The 26158-nt window shown below is 37.2% G+C and carries 28 protein-coding genes, 1 tRNA gene and 1 pseudogene; 14 read left to right on the top strand and 16 right to left on the bottom strand.

Going from position 1 to position 26158, the window contains the following annotated elements; all coding sequences use genetic code 11:
- Positions 1-102 (top strand): annotated as a pseudogene (locus MT391_RS10135) (LysR family transcriptional regulator); the annotation flags it as partial.
- A 23-nt stretch (positions 103-125) separates the two neighbouring features.
- Here MT391_RS10135 and MT391_RS10130 read toward each other — a convergent pair.
- Both MT391_RS10130 and MT391_RS10125 read right to left on the bottom strand, forming a co-directional pair.
- Complete coding sequence (locus MT391_RS10130; protein ID WP_240923673.1) at positions 126-263, bottom strand: hypothetical protein; 138 nt, start codon at positions 261-263, stop codon at positions 126-128.
- Positions 264-612: 349 nt separating this feature from the next.
- On the bottom strand, positions 613-816 hold the full coding sequence (locus tag MT391_RS10125; RefSeq protein WP_205963096.1) for a transposase: 204 nt from the start codon (positions 814-816) through the stop codon (positions 613-615).
- Positions 817-988: 172 nt separating this feature from the next.
- Between MT391_RS10125 and MT391_RS10120 the strand changes: the two genes are divergently transcribed.
- Complete coding sequence (locus MT391_RS10120; RefSeq protein WP_166372647.1) at positions 989-2461, top strand: FAD-dependent oxidoreductase; 1473 nt, start codon at positions 989-991, stop codon at positions 2459-2461.
- Between the two features lie 198 nt (positions 2462-2659).
- On the opposite strand, the gene MT391_RS10115 is transcribed toward MT391_RS10120, so the two are convergent.
- Complete coding sequence (locus MT391_RS10115; protein WP_166372648.1) at positions 2660-2836, bottom strand: hypothetical protein; 177 nt, start codon at positions 2834-2836, stop codon at positions 2660-2662.
- 885 nt (positions 2837-3721) lie between these two features.
- Between MT391_RS10115 and MT391_RS10110 the strand changes: the two genes are divergently transcribed.
- On the top strand, positions 3722-4018 hold the full coding sequence (locus MT391_RS10110; RefSeq protein WP_499497840.1) for a transposase: 297 nt from the start codon (positions 3722-3724) through the stop codon (positions 4016-4018).
- A gap of 87 nt (positions 4019-4105) precedes the next feature.
- Entirely contained in the window at positions 4106-4561 is a 456-nt protein-coding gene (locus MT391_RS10105) for a hypothetical protein (protein WP_499497839.1), read from the top strand.
- 275 nt (positions 4562-4836) lie between these two features.
- On the opposite strand, the gene MT391_RS10100 is transcribed toward MT391_RS10105, so the two are convergent.
- Together MT391_RS10100 and MT391_RS10095 are read right to left on the bottom strand one after the other, a co-directional pair.
- Positions 4837-5118 carry a hypothetical protein gene (locus MT391_RS10100; RefSeq protein ID WP_499497838.1) on the bottom strand — a complete coding sequence of 94 codons (282 nt, stop codon included), beginning with the start codon at positions 5116-5118 and terminating at the stop codon, positions 4837-4839.
- A 422-nt stretch (positions 5119-5540) separates the two neighbouring features.
- Positions 5541-6101 carry an HD domain-containing protein gene (locus tag MT391_RS10095; protein WP_499497837.1) on the bottom strand — a complete coding sequence of 187 codons (561 nt, stop codon included), beginning with the start codon at positions 6099-6101 and terminating at the stop codon, positions 5541-5543.
- 57 nt (positions 6102-6158) lie between these two features.
- Here MT391_RS10095 and MT391_RS10090 point away from each other — a divergent pair, with 57 nt between their 5' ends.
- Positions 6159-7154, top strand: a complete 996-nt coding sequence (locus MT391_RS10090) for a GlxA family transcriptional regulator (RefSeq protein ID WP_499497836.1) — start codon at positions 6159-6161, stop codon at positions 7152-7154.
- Between the two features lie 207 nt (positions 7155-7361).
- On the opposite strand, the gene MT391_RS10085 is transcribed toward MT391_RS10090, so the two are convergent.
- The 5 genes from MT391_RS10085 to MT391_RS10065 all read right to left on the bottom strand — a co-directional run bounded on the left by MT391_RS10085 (position 7362) and on the right by MT391_RS10065 (position 12000).
- A complete protein-coding gene (locus MT391_RS10085; RefSeq protein ID WP_499497834.1) occupies positions 7362-8795 on the bottom strand; it encodes an anti-phage deoxyguanosine triphosphatase in 1434 nt (477 codons plus the stop codon).
- 387 nt (positions 8796-9182) lie between these two features.
- Complete coding sequence (locus MT391_RS10080) at positions 9183-9746, bottom strand: YceI family protein (protein WP_499497832.1); 564 nt, start codon at positions 9744-9746, stop codon at positions 9183-9185.
- Between the two features lie 49 nt (positions 9747-9795).
- Positions 9796-10323: a cytochrome b gene (locus MT391_RS10075; protein WP_499497830.1), complete on the bottom strand. Its 528-nt coding sequence runs from the start codon at positions 10321-10323 to the stop codon at positions 9796-9798.
- Positions 10324-10553: 230 nt separating this feature from the next.
- Complete coding sequence (locus MT391_RS10070; protein WP_499497829.1) at positions 10554-11186, bottom strand: glutathione S-transferase; 633 nt, start codon at positions 11184-11186, stop codon at positions 10554-10556.
- Between the two features lie 178 nt (positions 11187-11364).
- A complete protein-coding gene (locus MT391_RS10065) occupies positions 11365-12000 on the bottom strand; it encodes a cation efflux transmembrane domain-containing protein (RefSeq protein ID WP_166372660.1) in 636 nt (211 codons plus the stop codon).
- Between the two features lie 109 nt (positions 12001-12109).
- Between MT391_RS10065 and MT391_RS10060 the strand changes: the two genes are divergently transcribed.
- The 4 genes from MT391_RS10060 (at position 12110) to MT391_RS10045 (ending at position 14373) form a co-directional block, all read left to right on the top strand.
- The gene (locus tag MT391_RS10060) at positions 12110-12517 is read left to right on the top strand and encodes a MerR family transcriptional regulator (RefSeq protein WP_205963097.1); all 408 of its coding nucleotides are present in this window, start codon (positions 12110-12112) and stop codon (positions 12515-12517) included.
- 321 nt (positions 12518-12838) lie between these two features.
- The gene (locus MT391_RS10055) at positions 12839-13315 is read left to right on the top strand and encodes an acyl-CoA thioesterase (protein WP_166372661.1); all 477 of its coding nucleotides are present in this window, start codon (positions 12839-12841) and stop codon (positions 13313-13315) included.
- A gap of 184 nt (positions 13316-13499) precedes the next feature.
- A complete protein-coding gene (locus MT391_RS10050) occupies positions 13500-13823 on the top strand; it encodes a putative signal transducing protein (protein WP_166372662.1) in 324 nt (107 codons plus the stop codon).
- A 127-nt stretch (positions 13824-13950) separates the two neighbouring features.
- The gene (locus MT391_RS10045) at positions 13951-14373 is read left to right on the top strand and encodes a GNAT family N-acetyltransferase (protein ID WP_499497827.1); all 423 of its coding nucleotides are present in this window, start codon (positions 13951-13953) and stop codon (positions 14371-14373) included.
- A 425-nt stretch (positions 14374-14798) separates the two neighbouring features.
- Here MT391_RS10045 and MT391_RS10040 read toward each other — a convergent pair whose 3' ends face one another.
- Positions 14799-15110 (bottom strand): hypothetical protein, encoded by a 312-nt coding sequence (locus tag MT391_RS10040; protein ID WP_166372664.1) that lies wholly within the window; start codon positions 15108-15110, stop codon positions 14799-14801.
- Between the two features lie 383 nt (positions 15111-15493).
- Here MT391_RS10040 and MT391_RS10035 point away from each other — a divergent pair, with 383 nt between their 5' ends.
- Entirely contained in the window at positions 15494-16189 is a 696-nt protein-coding gene (locus tag MT391_RS10035) for a PilZ domain-containing protein (protein WP_499497825.1), read from the top strand.
- Positions 16190-16295: 106 nt separating this feature from the next.
- Positions 16296-17282, top strand: coding sequence for a lipid A deacylase LpxR family protein (locus MT391_RS10030; RefSeq protein WP_499497823.1), 987 nt, complete (start codon positions 16296-16298; stop codon positions 17280-17282).
- 12 nt (positions 17283-17294) lie between these two features.
- Here MT391_RS10030 and ggt read toward each other — a convergent pair whose 3' ends face one another.
- The 5 genes from ggt to leuS all read right to left on the bottom strand — a co-directional run bounded on the left by ggt (position 17295) and on the right by leuS (position 24126).
- Complete coding sequence (ggt, locus tag MT391_RS10025) at positions 17295-19088, bottom strand: gamma-glutamyltransferase (RefSeq protein WP_166372667.1); 1794 nt, start codon at positions 19086-19088, stop codon at positions 17295-17297.
- Between the two features lie 34 nt (positions 19089-19122).
- Positions 19123-19770 carry a nicotinate-nucleotide adenylyltransferase gene (gene nadD / locus MT391_RS10020; protein WP_499497821.1) on the bottom strand — a complete coding sequence of 216 codons (648 nt, stop codon included), beginning with the start codon at positions 19768-19770 and terminating at the stop codon, positions 19123-19125.
- 24 nt (positions 19771-19794) lie between these two features.
- Complete coding sequence (gene holA, locus MT391_RS10015; RefSeq protein ID WP_166372669.1) at positions 19795-20793, bottom strand: DNA polymerase III subunit delta; 999 nt, start codon at positions 20791-20793, stop codon at positions 19795-19797.
- 5 nt (positions 20794-20798) lie between these two features.
- Positions 20799-21326: an LPS-assembly lipoprotein LptE gene (locus tag MT391_RS10010; RefSeq protein ID WP_299660779.1), complete on the bottom strand. Its 528-nt coding sequence runs from the start codon at positions 21324-21326 to the stop codon at positions 20799-20801.
- Between the two features lie 211 nt (positions 21327-21537).
- A complete protein-coding gene (leuS, locus tag MT391_RS10005) occupies positions 21538-24126 on the bottom strand; it encodes a leucine--tRNA ligase (RefSeq protein WP_499497818.1) in 2589 nt (862 codons plus the stop codon).
- 224 nt (positions 24127-24350) lie between these two features.
- On the opposite strand from leuS, the gene MT391_RS10000 reads away from it, so the two are divergent.
- From MT391_RS10000 to MT391_RS09990, 3 genes are all read left to right on the top strand, one after another.
- Positions 24351-24989 (top strand): PilZ domain-containing protein, encoded by a 639-nt coding sequence (locus tag MT391_RS10000; protein ID WP_166372671.1) that lies wholly within the window; start codon positions 24351-24353, stop codon positions 24987-24989.
- 131 nt (positions 24990-25120) lie between these two features.
- A tRNA-Ser gene (locus tag MT391_RS09995) sits at positions 25121-25211 on the top strand.
- Between the two features lie 411 nt (positions 25212-25622).
- Positions 25623-25883, top strand: a complete 261-nt coding sequence (locus MT391_RS09990) for a DUF4282 domain-containing protein (RefSeq protein ID WP_499497816.1) — start codon at positions 25623-25625, stop codon at positions 25881-25883.
- Positions 25884-26158 lie beyond the last annotated feature (275 nt).

The raw sequence follows: 26158 nt of genomic DNA, 5'->3' as shown, positions 1-26158 counted from the left end.
GAGTCTCCCGATAAATTCGATGTTATCGCTGCTTGGCATCCGCGCTACAGTGAAGATGCGTTGCAACGTTGGGTGATATCTATGCTTCAAGTTGAGCCATAAAATAAATGGGGTCAGAGTAAACTTTATTTTATTATCTTAAAAGGGCGTCCCATTTTCTTTGGATGCATGATGTTACCCGTTAGTTTTTCTATTTGGTCTTTAAATGTGTCGCTGCCGATTACCATGCCTTTATTGGTTGCTTGACGAATATCGTTAATCATTTTTGCATCTAATTGATGTTGAAATAGGGCTCGGTAAGATGATTGCCTTGCTTGAGAGTCGTTGCTTATTGAAGTAAACCTGATGTGGAGTACAAAGCTGAGAGGTTTTACCTAGGGCGTTGATTTGATAGCTTGACCATACGTATTGGGCAGGGGCATTAACCATATTGCTCTCACAGGGTTGAGTTCAATATAACGATATAGTTGGATTAAGTATTCTTCGGTTTGCACTAAACAAGATTTGAAACGACGTTCCCAAAGTGTTCTGGTACGTTTGTATGTGTAATTAAAATATCTGACATATTGTCTACCAAGTGATTGCATCATAAGGCTAACAGCATTGGCTTTTTTAAGGAGTAAAAAGCAAATGAACATGATTTGTCATCAATACCCACGCGTGAATTTCAACATTAAATTTACGTGAATGCTCTTTTAGCCATCTAGCATATGCTTTAAAGTCTTGTTCAGACGTGAAGCAAAGGTGGCGATTATTACCTCGTTGAATAACGTGTTGAGGAATACCGATGGGGCAAATTCTTTGGGATCTTGGCATGTGCAACTTCCCTGTTAAAATGACTTGAACTAGAGAGTATAGCTGATAAATTTAAGTTTACTCTGACCCCATTTATTACAACTGACTTAAATTAACAGCTAGCCTCAACGTCAGTCGTATCGGCTGATATTTTTCTTATTGAAGGGAATTAAATAAAGAGTGGGTAGAATTGATGAGAAATGAAGATGATAACTGGACTATTTGTCCTGAATGTCAGGGATGTGGCACAAAAAGTAAGGGGCTGCGCAAGAAAGTGAGACTCCGCTACCAGAGCGAGTTAGCGCAATTTGAAAAAACCAACAGCCAAGGGGCAGCACCCGTTCGTCCTAAGAGTCACCGCGATACATGCGTGAACTGTAAAGGATCAGGGTTGATTCATTCTGCGACTCTTCCTTTAGCTGATAAAGAAAACTACCCACACCTTGCCATTATTGGCGCGGGAATGGGCGGGGTGGCTCTTGCCGTAGCTTGTTTGCACCGTAGAATTCCTTTTACTCTTTATGAACGTGATAGCGCCTTCGATACTCGTTCTCAGGGCTATGGGCTCACGCTGCAACAAGCGGCTAGAGCGATCGATGGATTGGGGATTTTATCGTTAGAAGAGGGAGTCATTTCAACTCGACATGTGGTTCATACGATAGAAGGCAAAGTGGTCGGTGAATGGGGAAAAAGAAAATTGGGGCTGTCAGATGAGAAAACTTCACCGAAGCGCACCAATGTGCATATAGCCAGGCAGTCGTTGCGCTTGGCTCTGCTTGAGCAGTTAGGTGGAGATGATGCGGTGCAGTGGGGGCACCATTTGGTGGATTTTACAGAACGTCAAGACGAAGGTGTGGATTTGAGCTTTCAAGTAAATGGGCAGATGAAGCTCGCCAATGCGGATCTTGTTGTGGGGGCGGATGGCATTCGTAGTTCGGTGCGCAGGTTGTTGATTGGTGAGGAGGTTTCCCCATTATGTTACTTAGGTTGTATTGTGATTTTAGGGATTTGTCCTTTGGCTGATATTGAAGGTGCGGGAGAAGGTATTGATAGTGCTTTGCTGGATTCGGCCACGGTATTCCAAACAGCCAATGGTAATGAGCGGATCTATATGATGCCTTATACATCAAACTCGGTGATGTGGCAGCTGAGCTTCCCACTGTCAGAAAAAGAGGCTAAGGCGTTGAGTGCTCAAGGAACTCAAGCACTCAAGGAAGAAGCATGTCGGCGATGTCAGTGGCACGATCCTATTCCCCAGATTTTAACAGCGACGCGGGTAAATCAGATTTCTGGTTATCCCGTTTATGATCGAGCACCAATCGAGGCTGACTTATTGGCGAAAGGGGATAAGGTGACCTTGATCGGAGATGCGGCTCACCCGATGAGTCCATTCAAAGGGCAGGGTGCAAATCAAGCTTTGCTGGATGCGCTGGCACTGGCTAGGGGGATCAAAAAAGGGTGTAGACCCTTATCGAAATGGCGAAAAGCAGGCGTGAGGGAAAGTGTATTGACTGGGTTTGAAGCAGAAATGTTAGAGCGCAGTGCTATTAAAGTTAAGGGTTCTGCAGAGGCTGCACAGTTTCTGCATTCAGAAGTCGTGCTCCATGAGGGCGACGAACCGAGAGGACGGTGCCTAAAGAGAAAAGGAAAAAATGCAAAAGAATAAAGAGCAACATGACGGTAAACCGAAATAATTGCTATCAATAGATCATTAAATGAGCATAGTCTTTACCAATAAAAGTGACAATGTTGCTTATTTTCTTGTGTTGTTGGCATGAAATAAAACTAGCTACGGGGGGGGCGTTAGTGAGTTAGCTTTGTAAGGCGGAGAGGAGAACATTGCTACTTAGAAATTTTGCATTATTTATTTATTGAGATCACCATATTTACGCTCGCTTTCTCCCAATAGAGAGCGTAAGTAGCAAAAGGCAAGACACGACCCCATTGATTCTCGTTTCTCAAAAAAAATACCAAACTCATCGCGAAGACGCTTCGCTTCACTGAGGGCACGAAGAAAAGGACTCGATCTTGGTTGATTCATAATTGTGCATAAGAGACAGCGGAGACCATGAGAATGAGAGTATATTCAATTAATGAATCGGCAAAAAATTTCCACGGAGACCATGGGAACGAGAAAAATAGTTATTTCTGTATTATAGTATCTCAGTTTATTTTTTATTATTTCGTGTAACCAATTACTTCCTAGATTCGCATAATAAGTGCAATTTTAGTTTTTTTAATATTTGAAATAATTGAATATATAATTCCATGCAACGCATGATGTTACGCCAAAAATAAGACATAAATGGTTTCATTACTTGTTAAAAATCACTTAGGTTTTTCTCGGGTATGTTAGGTTTTATTGGTGAGGAGTGTAAATAAGTAGGGGCAAAGTAAACTTTATTCTATTACCTTAAAAGGGCGTCCCATTTTCTTTGAGTGCATACTTTTACCCGTTATTTTTTCTATTTAGTCTTTAAATATGTCGCTGCCGATTACCATGCCTATATTGGTTGCTTGACGAATATCGTTAATCATTTTTGCATCTAATTGATGTTGAAATAGGGCTCGGTAAGATGATTGCCTTGCTTGAGAGTCGTTGCTTATTGAAGTAAACCTGATGTGGAGTACAAAGCTGAGAGGTTTTACCTAGGGCGTTGATTTGATAGCTTGACCATACCTATTCGGCAGGGTCATTAACCATATTGGCTCTCACAGGGTTGAGTTCAATATAACGATATAGTTGGATTAAATATTCTTCGGTTTGCACTAAGCAATACTTGAAACGACCTTCCCAAAGTGTTCCGGTAAGTTTGTATGTGTAATTAATGCACAATGGTGCACAATGGGGTCAGGTCTTTCATTTTGAATTTGTTGATTATTTAGCCTATATTTGCGATGTGACTGTTAATTTATAGGGGTATTTATGAGTCGTCCTTTACGTTTAGAATTTTCAGGTGCGCTTTATCATGTTACATCGCGTGGTAATGAAAGAAAGGCTATTTACCTGGAAGACAGTGATTTCGAGATATTCCTTAATTTATTAAATACCCTTTGTTCACGTTTTAACTGGGTTATTCATGCTTATTGTTTAATGGATAACCACTACCACCTACTTGTTGAGACTCCCGATGCTAATTTGAGTAAAGGAATGCGCCAGTTAAACGGTGTATTTACGCAATCAATTAATAGAAAGCACGGTCGAGTAGGGCACCTTTTTTAAGGGCGCTATAAAGCTATTCTGGTTGATAAGGATGCTTATTTATTAGAACTCTGCCGTTATATTGTTTTAAATCCTGTGCGTGCAGAAATGGTTGATACGCCTGATGAATGGTTGTGGAGTAGTTGGCATTGTATGGTTGGAAAACAAGCCTCCCCAAACTGGTTAGCAACGGATGCATTGTTAAATTATTTTGATAAAAATCGGTCAGTAGCGATTGCAGAATATATTCACTTTGTAGGAGAGAGGGTGAATAAAACCATCTGGGATGATTTACAGCATCAAATATATTTAGGTGATGATGCCTTTGTAGAAAAACATCAATTATTAAAAGAGTTACTTGAAGGGGATGTATCTGAAATCCCGTTTAAACAACGTTCTATGTCGCCACTGACGTTAAAAAGTTACCAAGACCAATCCAATACTCGCAATGAAGCGATTATAAAAGCTTACCAGTCAGGTGGATATACAATGAAAGAAATCGGCATTTATTTCAAAATACATTATTCATTAGTAAGTCGAATTATATCGACTGATAACAAGTAATAGTCATAAATGCAAAATGAAAGACCAGACCCTAATTTTATCAAGTGGCGTTATCAGATACACCTTATTACCACTATATATTTCGTTGTGTTCGTCGTGCATAAGTGCTTTTTGTAAAAAATATTGTCAGGTATTGTCTAGCTTTGTATATCATGGTAAGTGACACCTCTTCTTTTTAGAAAAGGCGTCCTTTTAAGCGGGGAAATCTAGTGCTATTTATCCATGTTAATTTCTCGAAAATTAGCTTTACCTGCACCGGCGCTGCCTGCTTTTGTTTATATTTTCTTTTTATCTTGAGGTTTTATTATACTAATATCTTGCATGTTTGCTTTACCTGCACCGCCGCCGCTGCCTGCTTTTGTTGATATTTTCTTTTTATCCTGAGGTTTTATTATACTAATATCTTGCATGTTTGCTTTACCCGCAGTGCGGAATGTTGATGGTTTTGATGACGTGGATGCGTTAACTTCATCCTTGTTATCAGCACCTTGGGCAACAGTATTAGCCATCAATAGTGGAATTGCTGCGACTATTAGAGTTAAAAATTTTATTTTCATGTTTACCTCATTAATTTTATAGAATATATGTCTATATTTTTTTGATAAAAACACTCAGTTTCTAATATAAAATGCATTATAACTGATATACGGCATAAAGTGACTGGGGTCAAGTCTTTCATTTTGCATTCTTTAGTAATTAGGTTCTGATATAAGTCGCAATGGGGGCGATAGTGCTTTAGATTCATAACTCGCAAAGGGACACAAACCACCTTAGAAAAATAAACTAATGTTCTTTGTATTAGTGGTTAACATTAATAAGCCGCTATAAACCTCTGCTATGATCACATTGCTGTCATAAATAAGCTTTCCTAAGATGATCGCTTTTGCACAAAGGGGAGGAAGCTTGCTACTCAGTGACCTTCACATCCGCTTTGAGCGACCGTCCATTGGGTTTTGAAACACAAACTTTTGCTCGAATATTATTTTTTATAGATATTTTTAAAGCGCATCATGGGCACTGGATTGAGCGGGTTACGACTAAGTTGAACCACGGTAAATCGCATTAATGTCTTATGAAACCCTGCATTGGGTATTGCATTTCGTACCTGCTTGATAAAAGCCTTGTGGATACGATTTTTAACGAGACCCAATGAGAAATCAATTAAATCGGCTTTTCTAAATACTTCAGCTAACTTTTCATACGGCCCTTTATAAGTAAAGAGTAAATGGTGCATATCAATGATAATTTGAATCTCTTCCTTCCAATCCTCTAAGCCTTCATTTTCAAGATATTGATGACAGCCTTGATATGATGGGACTAAATAGTCAACCCTGTTATGCGTCCATAATGCAATATCATGAAAGGCCGCCGCAATTTGTATTTTTTTACTATCTTCCATTGTTATATCTGGCATTAAATAATGGCAAAAATTTAGCATTCGGGTCACATGGTTACGATAGCCATTAAAGTCATTTTTTATGACAGGTTTATACGTTTCTAAAATCTCATCTGCCAGCGAATAGCTCATTACAACGTTCATTGTTACACCTCTATTAATTCAATGAAGTAAGTTTAAAGTCTTTTAGTTAAGGCTATAATGGTCAAAATGACACATAACATTACTTTTAGGCCAGTCTATATGATCAACGTGGTGATAGTGGTTTTCAATAGAATTAGCATGTTTCACTTATCTGTCCCTACGGCTATTTTCAACGATGCGGCACTAAATAGTGAAAAATTATTTGACGTAAAAATATGTGCAGAACAGAAAGGGCAATTAAGTTTCGCTAATGGTCTTAGTTTCATTGTTGAAGAGGATTTTTCCATTATTCAACATGCTGATATAGTTATCTTTCCCAGTTGGGAGCCTGAAATTCGACCTAGTACAAGACTTATTAATCTCATAACAAACCTCTCTAGAAATAATAAAATGGTAGTCGGTTTATGTTTGGGGGCTTATGCGCTTGGTTATTCAGGTCTATTAACTAAAAAGCGTGCAACAACTCACTGGAAAATGAGCGAAGATTTTCCATTAAAGTTTCCTCAAGTTCAATTTGAAAGTAACCCATTATTTATAGTGCAGGACAATATTATTACCTCTGCTGGCAGTGCCGCTGCGATAGACTGTTGTTTATATATCGTTAAATATTTTTACGGTATAAAAAAATCAAATCACATAGCTAGGATGATGGTTTCATCACCCGAAAGGGATGGTGGTCAAAACCAATACATTGAACACCCGGCCATTGAACGAGGGAGTGATGAGCGCTTAGTTAAATTAATAGAATACATCCAGACAAACTTAACTGATGATTACTCAATAGAATGGGTGGCTTCATATTGTGCAATGAGTATTCGAAGCTTTAGTCGTTACTTTAAAGCTAACCAAGGAATAAGCTTCAAACGATGGCTGAATAATTTACGGCTAAATCGTAGTCAAGAGTTACTAGAGTCAACAGCCTTATCTATTACTCATATATCAGAACAAGCAGGGTTTAGCTCAGAACAAATATTTCGTAAACACTTTAAACAGCGATTTGATACAACACCTAATGCTTGGCGAAATTTGTTTAGAAGCAAAAATAATGAGTGAACAACCTATTGTTAGTGATTGTTTTATAAAAATTTTCATTTTAAATGTCTTGAAAAACACCGGTGATGAGAAAGTGGTTTTTTGTTTGCTTTCCTGGCTGTTGAGACTAGATAATATTGACTACTGATTTCAATTCTGTAACTCGCAATAGGGGCGTTTTCGCGTTAGCCTCCTGTGTCGTTTCGGGGCGAAAACGATTCTTCTCGATTAAAAAGCATGTTCGCCAATCATTGGAGCGGTTTGATTGCTACTAAACAAGCTGGCATGTAAACGCAGCGCATGGTTATCCGTTAAGCTAGATATATAATCTGCGATAACTCGTTGTTCACGTGATGTATCGCCATCTTGAGCTTTCCATAGTTGTTTTGCTCGTTCAGGTAAAAAGCGTAACGGTCCTGCCTTAAATGCTTCAAATAGTTCCATCACAATTTGCTGACCACGATATTCTAATATTTGTAAATCTGGACTTTTAATCACATAGTTTAAAACAAAGCCTTTTAGTATCTCTAATGCTTTAAACATCGCTGGATCTAAGTAGGCGTTGTAGGCTAATAAGGGCTCGATAAATTGTTTATTAACACGCTGAATACTGATTGATGTGATCAAGGCATTAACTAAAGCACCAATCGCATCTTTACGTTTAAAGTGTTGCAATGAAAATAGATTCTCAGTGATCTCTTGCAGGTTATCGCGCAAACAAAAATCTTCGATGGAGGATAACTGGTTGAGTACCTTTTCTTGCCATAATGGTTTATTAATAATGCCCATTGCAATTGCATCTTCAAGGTCATGTACGCCATAGGCAATATCATCTGCAATTTCCATTATTGAACAATCTAATGATTTGTACTTAGATTTATGGTGCTGTTTTGAATCATTAACAGGTGTTCTTTTACTGCCAAATAAAAGTCGATCACTACTGCATAAAGGAGCAAGAACAGACTCTAACAGTGCTTTATCGTGGTCATAAATACCTTTAGCTGGCATCCATTCTTCGGTTTTTAATTGGCGAAAGTTACGGCTATTATCCACTGGATAGGAGGTGCTAATTTCGCTCAAGCAAACGGGATACTTTAATAAACCTAACAAACTACGACGCGTCAAATTCATGCCATTATGCTCAGTGTATTGTTCAAGTTGAGTTAATATTCTAAAGGTTTGACCGTTACCTTCAAATCCACCGTGTTTAATCATCATATAATTAAGTGCGGTTTCTCCGCCATGACCGAATGGTGGGTGCCCAATATCATGGCTTAAGCAGATAGTTTCGATTAAGTTATTGCCGGGTAAAATATCTTCAAACTGTGGTTGAATAATTTTTAAATTAGCAACAATACCAGTGCCTATTTGTGCGACTTCTAAGGAGTGTGTTAAGCGAGTTCGATAAAAATCACTGAGACCATTATTATGAATTTGGGTTTTAGATTGTAAACGACGAAAAGCAGCAGAATGTAGCACGCGCGCTTTATCTCGTTGAAAGGGAGTGCGTTGGTCTAAACGTCTTTTTTTATTGGGTTCTTCAATTAAACGTTCAAGCCATTGCTCAGAAACGCAAAGCGGTGAAGTTAACTGATGACTGTTAGCATCAACTTTATTTGAAATAGTATTTTTATCTATAGCGGTATTTTTTTCTAAACTCATATTTCCACCGTTGTTTGCTAAGTACACAAAAAGTGTAACGTGTTTTTATGCTGAAAAATACCACTAAGTTATTGTAACAAGTGGTTGTAACAGAAAATATAAAGGCGCTAGAAAGGATCAAGGTCAAATATTATAGTCAAATTATATAGTCAAATAATATAGTCAAATAATATAGTCAAATTATATCGTTCAATACCATTGAGTAAGGACAGCGGGAAAGCTGAAAGTAGCTAAGCATTTATCTGGATAACAGATGTCGCTAATAAACAGTCAATATATTTTTTAGATGTAGAAAGTGGTTATTAAAAAACAATATATAAAAAGAGCAACAGAAAGCTTTCTGCTGCTCTTTTTATTAACTTATTAAGATTTGAATCTATTGTTATATTACTGACGAATACCTTCTAAAACGATATCCAAATCAACGTAAGTTGATGCACCTTGTACATTCATACCAAAATCAGCTAATTCTAAGCGTGTTGTTCCTTCTAAACCCGTACGGTAATTGCCCCATGGGTCGTCGCCTTGCCCGATCACTTTAGCATCAACAACAACCGGTTTAGTCACTCCATGGAAAGTCATATCTCCAGTAATTGTTAAACCGCCATCAGCTGTTTCAGCAACGCTTGTACTAACAAATTTTGCCGTAGAGAATTTACCCGCGTTAATGTAGTCATCACTTTTAAGATGCTTATCACGCTCTGCATGGTTTGTATCTAAGCTAGTTGTATCAAGGTTAATAGAGACTTTAGACGCAGCTACATTTTTGTCATCGTAGCTGAACTGTCCTTCAAATTTATTAAAGCGTCCTTGAATAAAGCTGTAACCTAAATGACTAACTTTAAAGTTAACGAAAGCATGGGTTGTATCTACTTTATAATCTGCTGCGATTGCGCTCATTGGTAAAGCTATTGCTGCGCTTAAAGCTGACGCGATGAGTACTTTTTTCATGGTGTTTTCCTTGTTGAGTAAATTTAACGTAGAACTGGGTTTGAAATAACTAAAGCATTTTTTTCAGTGTATTATCTTTATCAATGAAATGGTGTTTCAAAGCAGCAAGCGCATGTAAGCCTGATAAACCGATTAATATATAAGCTGCATATTCATGGACTTGCCCTGCAAGATCTTCTTGGTTTTCAATAAATGAGCCTAATCCAGGCACTTCGAACCAATTAAAGACGGCGATACCACGCCCATCTGCTGTAGATATTAAATAGCCAGATAAAAACATGGTGAATAACAATACGTATATCAAATAATGTGCGTAGGTTGCGGCTTTTTTTTCAAAAGCTGAACCTTCAATTTTAGGTGCATTCGATATTAACTTCCATATCAATCGTCCTAAGGTGATCACCACAAAGCATAAACCAAATGATTTATGCCAATGTGGTGCCTTTTGATACCATTCACTATAATAGCTAAGGTCTACCATCCAGTAACCTGCTGCAAATAATCCAATGACCATAATGGCTGAAAACCAATGTAATAGCTTGGCTAGTTTATTATATGTTGTGAGTGAGTTGCTCATTTTAAAACCTTGTCCATAAAATCAATCATTGAGAGTAGTTAACCTTGGGTTAAAAAAACGTTAAGAAGAATACTATCACCACTAATCGTTTACTTTTCTTATTACTAAAGAACGGATTGTGGACTGATAAATTTCATAAATAAAACAATAAGTTATTTTTAAACTGTGTGGTGTTTTTTCGCGACATAAAATTTGTGATATTTAAGCGTTCAAATTAAGTCAAATAATGGTTAAGGAAATTCAACTGCTTTACCTGAATCTAACCACGTCTGGTGTTTTTTCATGCAAGCATTAAATAAATCGCTACCCATTAAACCTGCTAACCATTGTTTGACTTGAGGATACGGACTTTGTTCAAACCAAGTTTTATCGACGCTGGCAAATTGTCTAATAAAAGGAAAAATAGCCATATCGGCAAGCGTGATATGTTCGGCAAAAAGGTAAGGTTGACGATTTAATCGTAGCTCTAACTCCATTATAAAATCTTCAGCTTGCTCACGATAATAAGCTTCACTTTGTTCTGGATGTCTATCGGCATATTTATATTTATCTAACCATGGTTTAAATTCATAATCGTTGCTATCGATTAAAGTTAGCATCTGCGGTAATTGATCCGTTAACCAACGTTCAGGATCATGCTTAGAGAGTGCCCAGACCATTATCTCCAAACTTTCAATCAACACCTGATTTTGATCAATCTGTAACACAGGAATTGTTTTATTTGGAGAAATAGCCAGTAGAGCTGGTGGCTTATGTTTTAATACGATTTCTCTTAATTGTACCTTTTGCTCACTAATCGCAATAGCTAACCTTGCGCGCATGGCATAAGGACAGCGACGAAATGAATATAAAATAGGGATCATAAGTGCTCTCTTCAAAAAAGTGATAATTGATTGTGGCAAATTACGATCATAAGTGCATGTTAAATATTTCTGAAGTGGGGGTAAGTTATTCATTAATTTGGGTATATATTTTCTCATTCAGCTAAAACTGCTCAATAGTGAATGAGAAAAGTTGGTACATTTCTTATTTTAGAAGTGGTTAATGTTGATGATGCTTGGCATCCGCCTGTTGTTTTTTCTCGCTATTAGCTTGTTGAATGATTTGCTTTGCTGAACTTAAAAATAAAGTCGCTAAAAATGCAGCAACGATTAAGTCTGGTAGCGCACTTTCTGTGACCCATACACCGGAGGCAGCCACTAATACTACTAAATTACCAATTGCATCGTTACGGCTGCATAACCAAACAGAGCGTATATTGGCATCTCCATCTTTATATTTCATGAGTAATAAAACACTGACCACATTCGCGATAAAAGCGAGAATAGCGATGCTGCCCATAATGCTTGCATCGGGGGTTTCTATGAACCAAAATTTATACAATGTGGATGATAAAACCCATATTGCCATGGCTAATAAGCTAACGCCTTTTAACCATGCAACACGACTACGTAAAGATAATGATTTGCCGATCACCCATAAGCTAATACCGTAGGTTAGCGTATCACCTAGAAAATCCAAGGCATCAGCCTGTAGTGCTTGAGAGTTTGATTTTACTCCCGCAAACATTTCCACAAAAAACATGATTGCGTTAATAAGGATCACCGCCACTAATATTCGTTTATAAGCGGGATCCATACCTGTAAAATCTGCCTTATGATTGCAACATCCTGCCATAAAATAACCCTTTTAGATTGTAAAATGATTTTATGAATTTAATATATAAGCTCTAGTAACTAGAGGTTCAAGCATTTTATTTAGTTATTTTAAAAAATATAGGTATCTAATGATTTATACGATTGGACAATTAAGTAAAAAAACACAATGTAAAATACCCACCATTCGTTATTACGAAGAGATTGGGTTGTTAGATAAAGCAATGCGCAGTGCTGGTAATCAACGGCAATATACAAGTTCACAATGCCAACGATTACATTTTATTCGCCACAGCCGTGCATTAGGTTTTAGCCTCGATGAAATTAAACAATTGATCCATTTGCAAGACTGTAAACGCCATGACCCTCACCAAGCACATCAAGTCGCGCAACATCACTTAACTGATGTGAGAAAAAGAATTGAGCAGTTAAAGGCGTTAGAGGAAGAGTTATTAACCATGATTGATAATTGTGCAGGTGAAGATGCTGAAGATTGTTTAGTTTTGAAAAGTTTAAACGATGTGCCTGAGAAAAACTAAGATTCAAATAATAAGTGATTAACTTAATCTTGAAATCAACAAAAGTGGTGAGTAATTTTTTACCGTGGAAATAATATGTGAAGTTACAAATTTGATGGATAAGAAGGGGGCTAAATCGACTATATGAAGTAACTATATCTTAGTACTTTATTCATCAATTTAAGAATCAATGCCGATTCTACTAATAATCTTCTCTTATAAGCGAGTCATATTACTAATTATTGATGAATAGCATAATTAATTATTTGCTAACAGGTTATTTAGACGATAAATTCATCTAGACTATAAACTCATTTAACTTACCCTATTTAGAGAATACCTATGAAAAAACCGCAACGCGATATTACCCTTCGATTTTTAGCTGAAACACAAGATGTTAACTTTGGAGGCAAAGTTCACGGTGGTGCTGTTATGAAATGGATCGATCTAGCAGCTTATGCCTGTGCGGCAGGGTGGAGTGGTCGTTATTGTGTTACTGCATACGCGGGTGGTATTCGTTTTGTGGCGCCAATTCATGTTGGCAGCTTGGTAGAAGTACTTGCAAAGGTAATTTACACCGGTAAATCATCGATGCACATTGCGTTAGAAGTGAATGCTTGTGATCCAAAGTCTCTTAACAAGCGAACAACTACACATTGTATTGTGATCATGGTTGCTGTTGATCAGAATGGTCAATCAGAGCAAGTACCACAATGGATACCAGAAACAGAAGCTGATATTAAGCAGCATGATACCGCCATGAAACTAATGGATATGCGTAAGCAAATTGGTGAAGAAATGGAAATATTTGTTGATTAATTAATTGCTTTGAAAATTAGTGAGCCAATTAAAATTATTAGGTTAAATTTAGTTGGCTGATTACTTATTGGAAGCTTTGGTTATACAAAGATTAATAATCACTGCCTGTTTAATCATCGATAAATGAGCCTAGATTCAATAAATATGGTTGGTAATCTGAACTATAAAATGATGAGTATAAAAAATGAAATTAGTATTCAGTAATGAAAACCACTTTATTGTTAATAACGTAAAAAACTTAATTGAAGCTCAATCGATCCAAGTATTTATCAAAAATGAATTTGCACAGGGTGCCTTAGGTGAGACTGCCGCATTCGATTGTTGGCCTGAAGTTTGGGTGTTTGATGATGCTGATTTTGAACAAGCAGAAGCTATTGCCAATGAATCACAGTCTGAAAAATCAGGAGCCGATTGGGTTTGTAAAAATTGTAATGAAACCAATGCATCTTCTTTTGATATTTGTTGGCGTTGTCAATGTGATAAAGCCACTAACGTAAATGATCAGTAAGTTTCATTTTACAAGTAACTATTTTACAAGTGATTATTTTATAAAGTATCGGCTTTGAAAGTAATGACTCCGCTAGTAACTAGTCTTTAAGTAACTTATTCACAAATAACTATTTCGAAAAATTAAGATGGAAAATATATTCAATCCTCAAGTTATCAAGTTAAGCTGGCAACAAACAATCCCTGTTCGACATCAGGTGCTATGGCCTAACGAATCACCTGAATTCTGTCAGGTAGAAGGTGATGCAGAAGCATTACATTTTGGCGTGATATTAAATGAGCAGATAATTTGTGTAGCTTCACTTTACCTTGAAAAAAATAGAGCGAGATTGAGGAAGTTTGCAACGCTTGAATCTTATCAAGGAAGGGGGATCGGTTCATTAATGTTAAATCACCTGATTGAATCATTAAAAATGGTGGATATAAACTATTTATGGTTTGACGCAAGAGCCTCTGCATTACCATTTTATCAGCGCTTTGGTTGTACCCAAAGTGGTGATGTATTCTTTAAAAAAAACGTACCCTATTATAAAATGCACATTGATCTTTAAAGTTTTTTTCCCGTCGCTTATAAATGTTAACGCACATATCAGGTGCAATTAAGCTTAATTATCGCTGGTTTTAATGCTTAGTGGGTAATTGGTTGGTAGGTTATAAGGTTATAAGGTTATAAGGTTATAAGGTTATAAGGTTATAAGGTTATAAGTTATTAGTTAGCGGGTAATAGAGGGCTTACCTATTTCACTTATATAAGTTCCAAACTTTATATATTCCAGCTTTAATTTGCCTATTACTTACTCTCTAATATTAACTTTATAATGCAAAATCGATTTAAATAAGTTGAATATTTGACTTCAGTGCTCAATGAAACTATTGATCAAATTATCTGTAGATCAAAGTATACGAAGTTATCAACTTGCAGCTGGTCTGAAATTGCAAGTTGATATAATAAAGGAATAGCTAAATCTTATAGAAGTTAGTCACTAAAACCTTGGTGGATGAACTGCTTTCTTAATTGCACAAAATTTTCCTCTGTGCATTGTAAAAATTGCATCGCAAAGTTATATCCCTCTGGTTTAAATTTATCAAGCTTCGCTAATTCATACTCATTCATAATGATATGCATTGCTTCCTGTACTAGCTCTGCTTCATCTTCACCAATCAAGGTTTCTGGTGGATCAAAGTGTGTCACCATCCAGTCTTGAAGTTGTTCATTATCAATTTTGCTTTGTTCCCATAGGGTCAGGGTATCAATCAGCTGTTTTTTTGTAACAATAGGTTGAGTCATTTTGTATCTCTCTGCTGGTCTTGAATATTGGTCATTAAGGTCGATCATAACTGATCATAGGCGTGATAACTAATTGCTGATCATGGCCATGCCATTTAACCAAGTCTAAAAGGAGGGAAATCGATGTTTGTGTAAGGTAGCTAATAGTTAATATTGCTTTAACGTACTTATTTATGATTTATATCGTATTTAAGCCTCTATTATTCAAGGAACTATTATGCGCAAATGGGTTTTTTAGGCATAATTAACGACTATCTCTTACTGAAACATCACTTTCACCTTGAATCTCTTTTGTAGAACAAGGTTAATTTGTTCAGTAATGATGATAAGTGATTGAATAAATTAATTGATGAAGCAGTGACAACAAAAATGAAGGGATGCTAGTGGCTGAAATAGATAATCGGGAGTTTGTTCGCTTAAACCAAGTGAATTGTGGTGAACTCGTACATTTACAAATTATTACCGCCACTAAACCGATACGTTTAAAAACACGTTTAATTGGTGTTGATCCTAATATGTCAGTTATTTTGGCATTTGGTAACGATGCTACCTGGGAAAAAGCCGCGCCTCATATTAAAGAATCAAAAGACGTTATTGTGCGCTTTATGAATAATGAAGATCAACAAGCCAGTGTGATTGCATTCCGCTCTTCAATACAAAAAATAATGACCATTGCAGGGCGTTGGTTAGTTTTAGACTACCCTAAAGCCATTGAATCTGCAGAATTACGCCAACATCTTAGAGTCGCTGTAAAAATAGAAGCTTCTTTACTAGATAGTGATGCTAACTCAGTCCTTGTTACAGGTCTTTTAAGTGATATTTCTATTCAAGGTTGTGCTTTTATTACTCGTCAAAAAGAAGCATTAGACTTACATAACTTATACCGTCTTTCGATCTCCTTTGAAGATGAAAGCGCTGCTAGTAGTGCTGATAAAAGTGTTCAGCTATCTGTGGCTTTAAAAAATATTCAAACATCAATTGCCAATGGCCATACACAGTATGGACTTGCTTTTATGACCCCAGAAAAAGAGACTAAAGTAAGCATTCAAAAATTACTTTTACACCATTTACAAAAATAGCATTAGTTCTCTCAATCATTATTTGAAGCTGTATCGCGATGCTGATACAGCTTAAATCATAAGTAGATAAGCTGAAGTCTCTCATTATTTTAATACAGGGAAGTCTATGAACTATTTTATTGTATTTATCATCAGTCTATTCACGATGCCCATTATTGCTTCAAGCGAGGAACTTGATTATTTTGGTGGTAGCTTTGAAAACGATCTCTTTTTTGATGACGATGGAGGCTATAGTAATGGTTTGATGGTGAACTGGGGATATTATGATATCGATGCCCTAGACAATGATAGCTTGCCTAATTGGATCGCATATTTAACGGATAGAACATATTTAAGCTCCCTAGCAAATAGACAATACGCAATTCATTACAATCTTGGTCAATTTATTCAAACACCTGTCGATATTAAACAAACCACGCTCATTGAAGAAGATGCTCCCTATGTTGGTCTTCTAGCTTGGGAAGTCAATATACTTGCTTATAATCAATCTATTATCGATGACCTCAGCTTAACAATTGGCATTGTAGGTCCTGCAGCTGGTGCCAAAGTGGTACAAAAGTCGGTCCATGAACAACTCAGTGCCAATCAGCCCATGGGCTGGGATAATCAAATAGATAATGAAGTTGTTGTAAGGTTACAACTAAAGCGCTTATGGCGTAATGCTAGCGTTGACCTTGGAAGTTCTGAGATTGATTTTATTTCTGGCCTTAGTGCAGGAGCGGGGAACTTATTATCCGATGCAAGTGTTGGGGTTGGGGTTCGCTGGGGACAGCAATTACAATCGAGCTTTGCTTCGAGCACGCCTTTTCCGATACAGCAATTAAAAGGGCAAACGCCTAATGCAGCTGGTTGGTATATATTTGCTAATTTATCAGGTTCTTATGTATTAAATGACATCTTTATCGATGGTAATACTTTTAACAGTAGTCATCATGTGGATTTAATTCATTGGCAAACTGCAGCAACGGTGGGGGCGGTGTTTAATATTTCTCACTGGAACTTGATGTATAGTCTGACCTATTCTTCCGACCAATATAAAGATCAGTCGGAAGATAGTCGTTTTGGCACACTTTCAGCGGCCTATCACTTTTAATAAACTAATAAACTAATAACCCATACTTAATGAAGAAGGGGTACGGGGATCGGAAGCACCAAATAATCCGGTGTCTTTTTTCATGATACTTTGTGTACTACCCATGGTAGATTGAAGTTTTAGTTTATGTCCTTTCGCTTCTAATAGTTTGATTGTATCGGCATTTAAACCTGATTCAATACGAATATAATCGGGTAACCATTGATGGTGAATACGTGTTGCTGAGGTTGCCTCTGCGACATTCATACCATAATCGATAACGTTAGAGATAACTTGCAATGTGGTGGTAATAATACGAGAACCGCCGGGTGTACCTGTCACCATAAATAACGCGTTATCTTTTAAAATAACCGTTGGACTCATTGAGCTAAGTGGGCGCTTACCTGGTGCAATCGCATTTGCTTCTCCACCAATTAAACCATAACCATTAGCATGGCCGGGTTTAGCTGAAAAATCATCCATTTCATTATTTAATAAAACACCTGTTCCCTCTGCAACAATACCCGACCCGTAACTATAATTTAACGTATAAGTATTAGTTACTGCATTGCCCCATTTATCGACAATACTAAAATGTGTTGTTTGGTCACTTTCATAGGGTAAGTTAGCATCAGGTTGTACATCTTTGCTTAATGTTGCTTGATCTGGGTTAATAGCCGCAACTAACTGTTTTGCATATTTTTTACTGATTAATGTTTTTACTGGTACTTTTACAAAATCACTATCACCTAAGTGTAAACTCCGGTCTGCATAAGCACGGCGCATACTTTCGACTAATGTATGTATATGTTGCGCACTATTGTGTCCCATTGCGGTGATATCGTAATTTTCAAGCATATTAAGAATCTGTACAATATGCACGCCGCCTGAAGAAGGTGGTGGCATAGAGAAAACTTGATAACCACGGTAAGTGCCTTTAATGGCTTCACGCTCTACTATGTTATAATTGGCTAGATCTTCTTCATTGACCACACCGTCAGCTTCTTTAATACTGTTAGCAATCGCTTTTGCAACAGGACCCTGATAAAACCCTTTTTCACCTTGTTCACTGATTAAAGTTAATGTTTTTGCTAAATCAGTTTGTTTGAGTAGATCACCCGCTTGATAATTTGAGCCATCTTTTTTATAAAAGATGTTACGCGTGTTTGGCCATTGACTAAGACGCTGTTGCATTGCTGTCAGCGAGTTAGCTAAGTCTGCAGTTACCTCGATGCCTTGTGCAGCTAGCTTAATCGAAGGTGCCATCAGTTGTTCACGAGATAAGCTTCCGTAAGTTTTACGGGCATGCTCTAAGCCCATCACTGTGCCCGGAGTACCAATCGCTAGACCATGAAATTTAGAAAGGTCAGGTACCACTTCACCTTCTGCATCAAGATACATATCACGTGATGCGCTAGCAGGGGCTTTTTCTCGATAATCAATGGCGATCACTTGTTTTTTATCTGCAAGGTAGACCAACATAAAACCACCACCGCCTAGGTTACCTGCTCTTGGCAAAGTGACTGCTAATGCATAGCCCACTGCAACGGCTGCATCTACTGCATTACCGCCTTGCTTTAAAATATCGAGACCTATTTGAGTGGCTACTGCCTCTTGTGTTGCGACCATGCCACTTCTTGCCCACACTGGGTGATGAATAGACATTTGGCTATAAATAGCGGGTTGCGAAGCAGGAGGCGTAATGATTGGTGTTTCAGTCACCACTGAGGTGACTGCAAATACACTTTGGCTTACGGATAATAACAAACAGGATATGACGATATTGTTGAGGGGCTTGCTTACTGTCTTTTTAATTAGAGCTAACATAATGTTGTTCCTTATTTGGCAGTGGTGCGATAGGTTATTTATAACATCGTTGTTCTTTTATATAAGCGCATACAGGTTGTGGAGTTAAAAAGTTAATACTTTTATTTGTTGCGAGTAAATCGCGTATTTCAGATGACGATATAGCCAACTGTGTTGTACTTTGAAAATAAATATGACCCGACAAAAACTGATGTAATTGGGCAGGGTCACTTATTTGATGTTTTCTTAATAATTCACTGATAACACTATTGAATTGTGGCTCCCAGCCGGGTCGGTGGCTGACAACTAAATGACAATAGCTCAATATTTCTTGATATCGATACCAAGAATCAAATTGAATCAGTGAATCCATTCCCATAATAAAGCACAAAGGAGTCTCGGGATACTGTTGTCTTAGCAGTTTTAAGGTGTCGATCGTATAACTGCGAGAAGGTCGTAAAAGTTCTTGTGTTGTGAGTTGCAAAGTGGGTGTATCTTGAATCGCTAGTTGCACCATATCAATACGTTGTTGTGCACTTGCCAAGCTTTTAGATTTATGGGGAGCGATATAGTTAGGCATTAAGTACAAAGCTTGTAAATCTAAAGCTTGTTGAATTTCGAGTGCAGGGCGTAGGTGTCCAAAATGAATGGGGTCAAAGGTGCCGCCTAAAAAACCTATTGCTGTTTGGTTGCTTTTGTTCATCGCAAGGTGTCCTTAGGGATAGCTTTATTTTAAAAATTGATAACAGATTGCATCTAACTGTAACCAAGTATCAGATTTATTTTCAACCTTAACCGAGACCTCTAACTGCGCACATTGAATCAGCATATTTTCTAATTGCTTGGTGTTTAGTCGGGTTAAAGCATTCGTGAGTAAGGCTTGTTTCGCAGGCCACAGTTTTGGCTTTTGTTGCGCCAATAAAGTTGTTAGTGGCTGCTTTTTGAGTTGATATGCATAGGAAAGTAGTTTTTGTATTTCACTGCTTATCGTTGCACTGAGTAACAATAACTCAGTGCCTTCAGCATGCAATTGTTTAATGATACGTGCATTACGTGCTTTATCACCAGCCAAGAGGCTATCCACCCACTGAAATAAGCTAAAGTGATTATGGGTAGTAATACTTTGTTCCACTTGCGCAAGATGTAAATGTTGCTTAGGAAATAAAATAGAGAGCTTTTCTATTTCTTGTTTGGCGGCTAATAAATTACCTTCAAAATGTAACACTAGAAAATCGATGACTTCCGAATTAGCAGTTAAGCCAACAAATTTAAGGCGCTGAAACAACCATTGTGGAAAGCGCTGTGGTAATAGGGCATTGGTTGAAATAAATAAACCTTGTTGCTCTAATTTATTAAACCATACACTTTTTAGTTGCTGACTATTTAGCTTAGGGCCTTTTAACACCAATAGAATATCTGTATTTAATAGCGGGGTTATTTCGCGAATAAAGTCAGTATTTTCTTTTGTTGTTTTAGACAGGGTGAGTTCAATAATTTGCTTTTCAGAGAACAAAGATAGGGTATTAAACTGGCTAAATATTTGGTCTTTATCAAAGCTGCCATCCAAACTATAACTAAAACGTTCTAGAAAGCCTTGATTTTTGGCATGAGATTGAATTTGTTCAAAAGCTTCAATGGACAATAAAGGTTCATCGCCGAAGATTAAACAACAGCTGGGCAGTTTTTTTTGAATATGGCTACTTAATTGCTCTGGATAAATGCGCATTGAAATTACTCAGCCGATGGATCTTGCATGCTTAACATAGTCGAAATAACATGATCTGCTGCCACTGCGCGTAGCTCTTTGGTCAACAATTCCGCTTCTCTAGATTTAGCTAAGGCTTGTGTTGAATCGTCTAGAAAATCTCGATACAAATTAACGTTAAAATCACGTGGAGTATAATTAGGCAACTTCAAAGAGTACGTCATGACATAACCAATTTCTTTTTCTGCATTCTGAGCATTTGCATATAAAGAGATGGTACGTTCACTTTGACGTTCTGACTTAAGGTGTAATATTGCAGAACTTGGTGATGATTCAGTTAAAATTTTAATGTTTGCACCACGTAATCGCAATCTCACTAAGCGAGCTAATTCACCCTTTGGATTATTAGTTTGTAAGTAAATTTCTGGAAACTTTTCAACTAAACCATTGTTGTGCTTAAGGTGGAATCCGCAACCACTGAGTAAAAGAGTCATGACTAAGGTTGTTAAAAACAATCTATGACGATACAAAGCTTGAAGGTTAAATGAGTGCATAAACAGCCTTTTGATAGCATTTAATTGAGGTTAGAGAACAAACGACGTTTGCTATTCTATTTAAGAACAAACCCCTCAATCTAATTAAATAAAGTGAGAGGTTTGTTAAAATAAACGAGTAATGCTCGCTATTAAAGTATTACTTATTAACGTTAATTACTCATTAATTCTACTTACTAACAGCTCGTTAGCAATGATTAATTAGCAACGATTAATTGGCAACAATGTTAAGTAGTTTACCGGGTACATAAATAATTTTACGCACCGTTTTATCTTCAGTAAATTTGCTAACATTCTCATCTGCATTAGCAAGTGCTTCAACATCTGCTTGTGTTGCATCAGCAGCGACAGTTAATTTTGCACGCAGCTTGCCATTTACCTGAACAATAATCAGTTTTGAATCTTCAACTAGTGCTGATTCATCAACCGTTGGCCAAGGTGCTGACAAAATGTCATCTTCTGAGCCTAATAGGGTGAATAACTCAGCACAAATATGTGGAGTGATAGGCGATAACATTTTAGTCACTGCTACTAATGCTTCTTGTAAAATAGCACGATCTTGCGCTGCTTCAGTTGGCGCTTTAGCTAGTTTGTTCATCAACTCCATAACTGCTGCAATCGCAGTATTAAAGGTTTGACGACGACCGACATCATCGCTTACTTTAGCAATAGTTTTATGTAACTCACGACGTAAAGTTTTTTGATCATTGTTGAACGCTTTAATATCTAAGGTCGCTACTTCACCTAACGCTACATGTTCAAATGCTAATCTCCATAAGCGTTTAAGGAAACGTAATGAGCCTTCCAATGCGGAGTCAGACCACTCTAATGTTTGTTCTGCAGGTGCTGCAAACATCATGAATAAACGTACGCTGTCTGCGCCGTATTTATCAATCATCACCTGTGGGTCAATCCCATTATTTTTTGATTTAGACATTTTACTCATGCCATCATAAATAAGGACTTGTCCTGCGGCTGTCTTAGCAGAAATAACTTTACCTTTAGCATCAGTTTCCGTGATTGCTTCAGTTGGAGATACCCAAACTTTACCGCCTTTAGCATCTTCATAGTAATAAGCATCTGCTAATACCATACCTTGCGTTAGCAATTTTTTGTAAGGTTCATCACAATCTACTAGTCCAAAATCACGTAGTAATTTATGGAAAAAGCGTGAGTATAAAAGATGTAAAATAGCGTGTTCAATACCACCAATGTATTGATCAACCGGTAACCAGTAATTCGCTTTAGCTGGGTCTAACATTTTATCGTCACTTTGCGGTGAGCAATAGCGTGCGTAATACCAGCTTGATTCCATAAAGGTATCAAACGTATCAGTTTCATGAGTCGCAGGTTGGCCGTTATAAGTCGTTTTAGCCCACTCCAGGTCCGCTTTGATAGGCGAAACAATGCCGTTCATGGTGACATCTTCAGGTAACACAACCGGTAATTGATCTTCGGGTACAGGTACAACCGTGCCATCTTCAAGTGTTAATGTTGGAATTGGCGCACCCCAATAACGTTGGCGAGAAACACCCCAATCACGTAAACGGAAGTTAACTTGTCTTTTGCCTTTATTCTCACTTACTAATCGTGTTTCTACTGCATCAAATGCTGCAGTAAAGTCTAAGCCATCTAATGCAGTAAATTCACTAGAATTAAAACAAACACCTTTTTCTGTATAAGCTTCGTTACTTACATCTACCTCTGCATCAGCAGGTTTGATCACGGCTTTAATATCCAGACCGTACTCTTTAGCAAACTCGTAATCGCGTTGATCATGAGCCGGCACCGACATAACCGCACCAGAACCGTAACCCATTAATACAAAGTTAGCCGTCCAAATAGGTACTTCTTGTCCAGTGATCGGGTGGATCGCTTTTAAGCCTGTATCAACACCTTCTTTAGGCATAGTTGCTAATTCAGCTTCCGCTAATTTAACGTTCTTACAGCTTTCACAAAATGCGGCTAATGCCGGGTTAGATTTTGCAGCTTCTAGTGCAAGTGGATGCTGTGCAGCGACAGCAACGTAAGTTACTCCCATTACGGTATCTGGACGAGTAGTATAAACAGAGAAACTTTGATCGCTGTTTGCTACTTTAAAGTCCATCTCAATACCTTCTGAGCGACCAATCCAGTTACGTTGCATAGTACGTACTTGTTCAGGCCATTCGTCTAGTTGATCTAAATCGTCTAATAATTCTTGTGCATAGGCAGTAATTTTTATGAACCACTGTGGAATTTGTTTTTGCTCAACAACTGCACCAGAACGCCAACCGCGACCGTCGATAACTTGCTCGTTAGCGAGTACAGTTTGGTCTACAGGATCCCAGTTAACCGTTGCCATTTTTTTGTACACTAAGTCTTTTTCTAATAATTTAGTGAAAAACCACTGTTCCCAACGGTAATATTCTGGTTGGCATGTTGCTAACTCACGACTCCAGTCATAACCAAAACCTAACTGTTTAAGCTGTGTTTTCATGTAAGCAATGTTTTCATAGGTCCAACCTGCTGGTGCAGTGTTGTTTTTAAGTGCAGCGTTCTCTGCAGGTAAGCCAAATGCATCCCAACCCATTGGTTGCATTACATTTTTTCCTTGCATACGTTGAAAGCGAGAAACTACGTCACCTATGGTATAATTACGCACGTGTCCCATGTGTAACTTGCCGCTTGGGTATGGAAACATTGAGAGGCAGTAATATTTTTCTTTTGATGGATCTTCTGTCGCTTTAAATGATTGATTGTCATCCCAATACTTTTGGAATTTCGCTTCAATTTCTTTAGGGTTGTATAACTCTTGCATATTCAGTCTGCCTGCAATCAAAAATGGAATGATAATGATGCGCTAGGATACAGGAGCAGGCGCTTGGCAACAATATTTATGAAGAATGAAGCTGATTTTTTTAAAAAAAATGAATTAATGAGAACAAGAACGGTCAAAAATGATAATTAATTGATCATAATATCTGAAAATTGTCGTAAGGTTATATAGTTAAGGATTTCCCCGACTTTAAACATGGAGGCCACGTGGCTAAATTACATCAAGAGTTACTAGTAAACGATCAAGAGTTCGAGCTGCTATCTGAAATGTTGCTTGAAACTGAAATCATGAATGGTAAAGAACATAAGTATGATATCTCAGGTCAATCCGGTGGCAAAGAAGCGCTATTGTTTCAGCTTGGGTTAGCAGATGATTTACAATTAGTTGCAAATTACGGCGATCACCACCTTGTTTTTCCAGTACAAATGGAAATGGGTGACTTCAGTAATTTTAGCATGTCATTAAAGTCTCCAAAAATTTATGAAACAGGTGAACATTTACGTTCTTGGCGTTTAGCTGCCGACAAAACCATGAGTATTGTTAATGAGGCAGGTGAACTCTTGCCCTATCATGTTAAAGACTTATCCGCGTCAGGTATTTCATTATTAATTGAAGATGATGAGAATGCTGCACTACCCGAAGTCCTTAATAACCTGTATCTACAATTACCAGACCGTGAACGCCTGCCTATTTGTGGTTCGCAAATTCGCCGTATCGATCAACATACTGTTGCTTATTCATTGGGTAAAGGAACAGACGATGAGGTGTTATCTTCATTAACTGAATACTTATTCGAATGCCATGCGGAGCAACATCCTGAAGCGCATATAAGTCGATTTAAGTAATTGTTTTGTTTGTAATTTAATCTCAGTGTTGTTTATTTAAACTGTTTGTTCGATAATTCGGCAAACAGTTTTTTTTTGTTAAAATAAACTTTACAAGCAAGCCTTTAAATCTGTATTATTCGTCTCGTTCCGGAGGGGTGGCAGAGCGGCTGAATGCACTGGTCTTGAAAACCAGCGAGGGTTAATAGCTCTCCGAGAGTTCAAATCTCTCCTCCTCCGCCACATTAAAAAAACCACTTACAGTTTTACTGCAAGTGGTTTTTTGCTTTTTAAATATAAAATTTTAAAACAATTAAAAAATTCAAATCTCTCCAACATCATCTTCTTTAAAATGATCTTCTAGTAATCTTAGTCTCCTTAATCGTTAAAATATAATTTCTGCATTGTATTCAACCTTAATAATGAACTGTCTACCACTTCAAGTACTCATTATTGGTTGTTTAATTTGCTTTTATATGACTTATTTATTGCCTTAATATTAAAGTTAAGTAATATATAAATGCTTTTAAATTATCAACTTTTTCCTGCTTTTTTTGGTTAAAGTGATGTTTTATAAGAACAATCAATATTGGGCTTATAATAACTCCACAGCCTGACCTAAATAGACTGGAGTTAATTAAAAAGGATTTACCTGTGAAAGATATATTTTTCTTTGATTCAATGCTAACACCTAAAATAATTACATTTATATATTGGCTACTTTTATTGTCAGCAGTCATCACTGGTGTTATCACTATGTTTAGTGGTTACTCAGGTTTAACATTTTTTACTTTTCTAATGGGAATGCTATATATGGTTGGCGGGGCTGTTGGCGCACGAATTTGGTGTGAATTACTGATTGTCTTATTTAAAATTCACGAAAACTTACAGAAAATTGCTAATAAGTCAGAGTAACTAGTCTCATATCTAAATAGGTGTCGCTTATCGACACCTTTAAACCTCCTTCTTTATTTCGTTAAATTATCAAATGCAGAATACTAATTAGTTGAGCTTAATTGAATAATAATATTTTTAGTCTTGTTAAAGCTAATTAGTATTTTTAACAATGAACCATATATACTCGATGTGTTATTTTGTTCTTTACTACGATTTCATTTAATATTTTAGCCTTTTAAATTCAGTTATTTATAATATAAAACCGAACGATTAATTTTTTAGGTTAATAATTT

It is taken from the genome of Vibrio sp. 1-Bac 57 (assembly GCF_037546855.1).
Lineage (GTDB): Bacteria > Pseudomonadota > Gammaproteobacteria > Enterobacterales > Psychromonadaceae > Psychromonas.
This window is presented reverse-complemented; position numbering and strand designations above follow the sequence as displayed.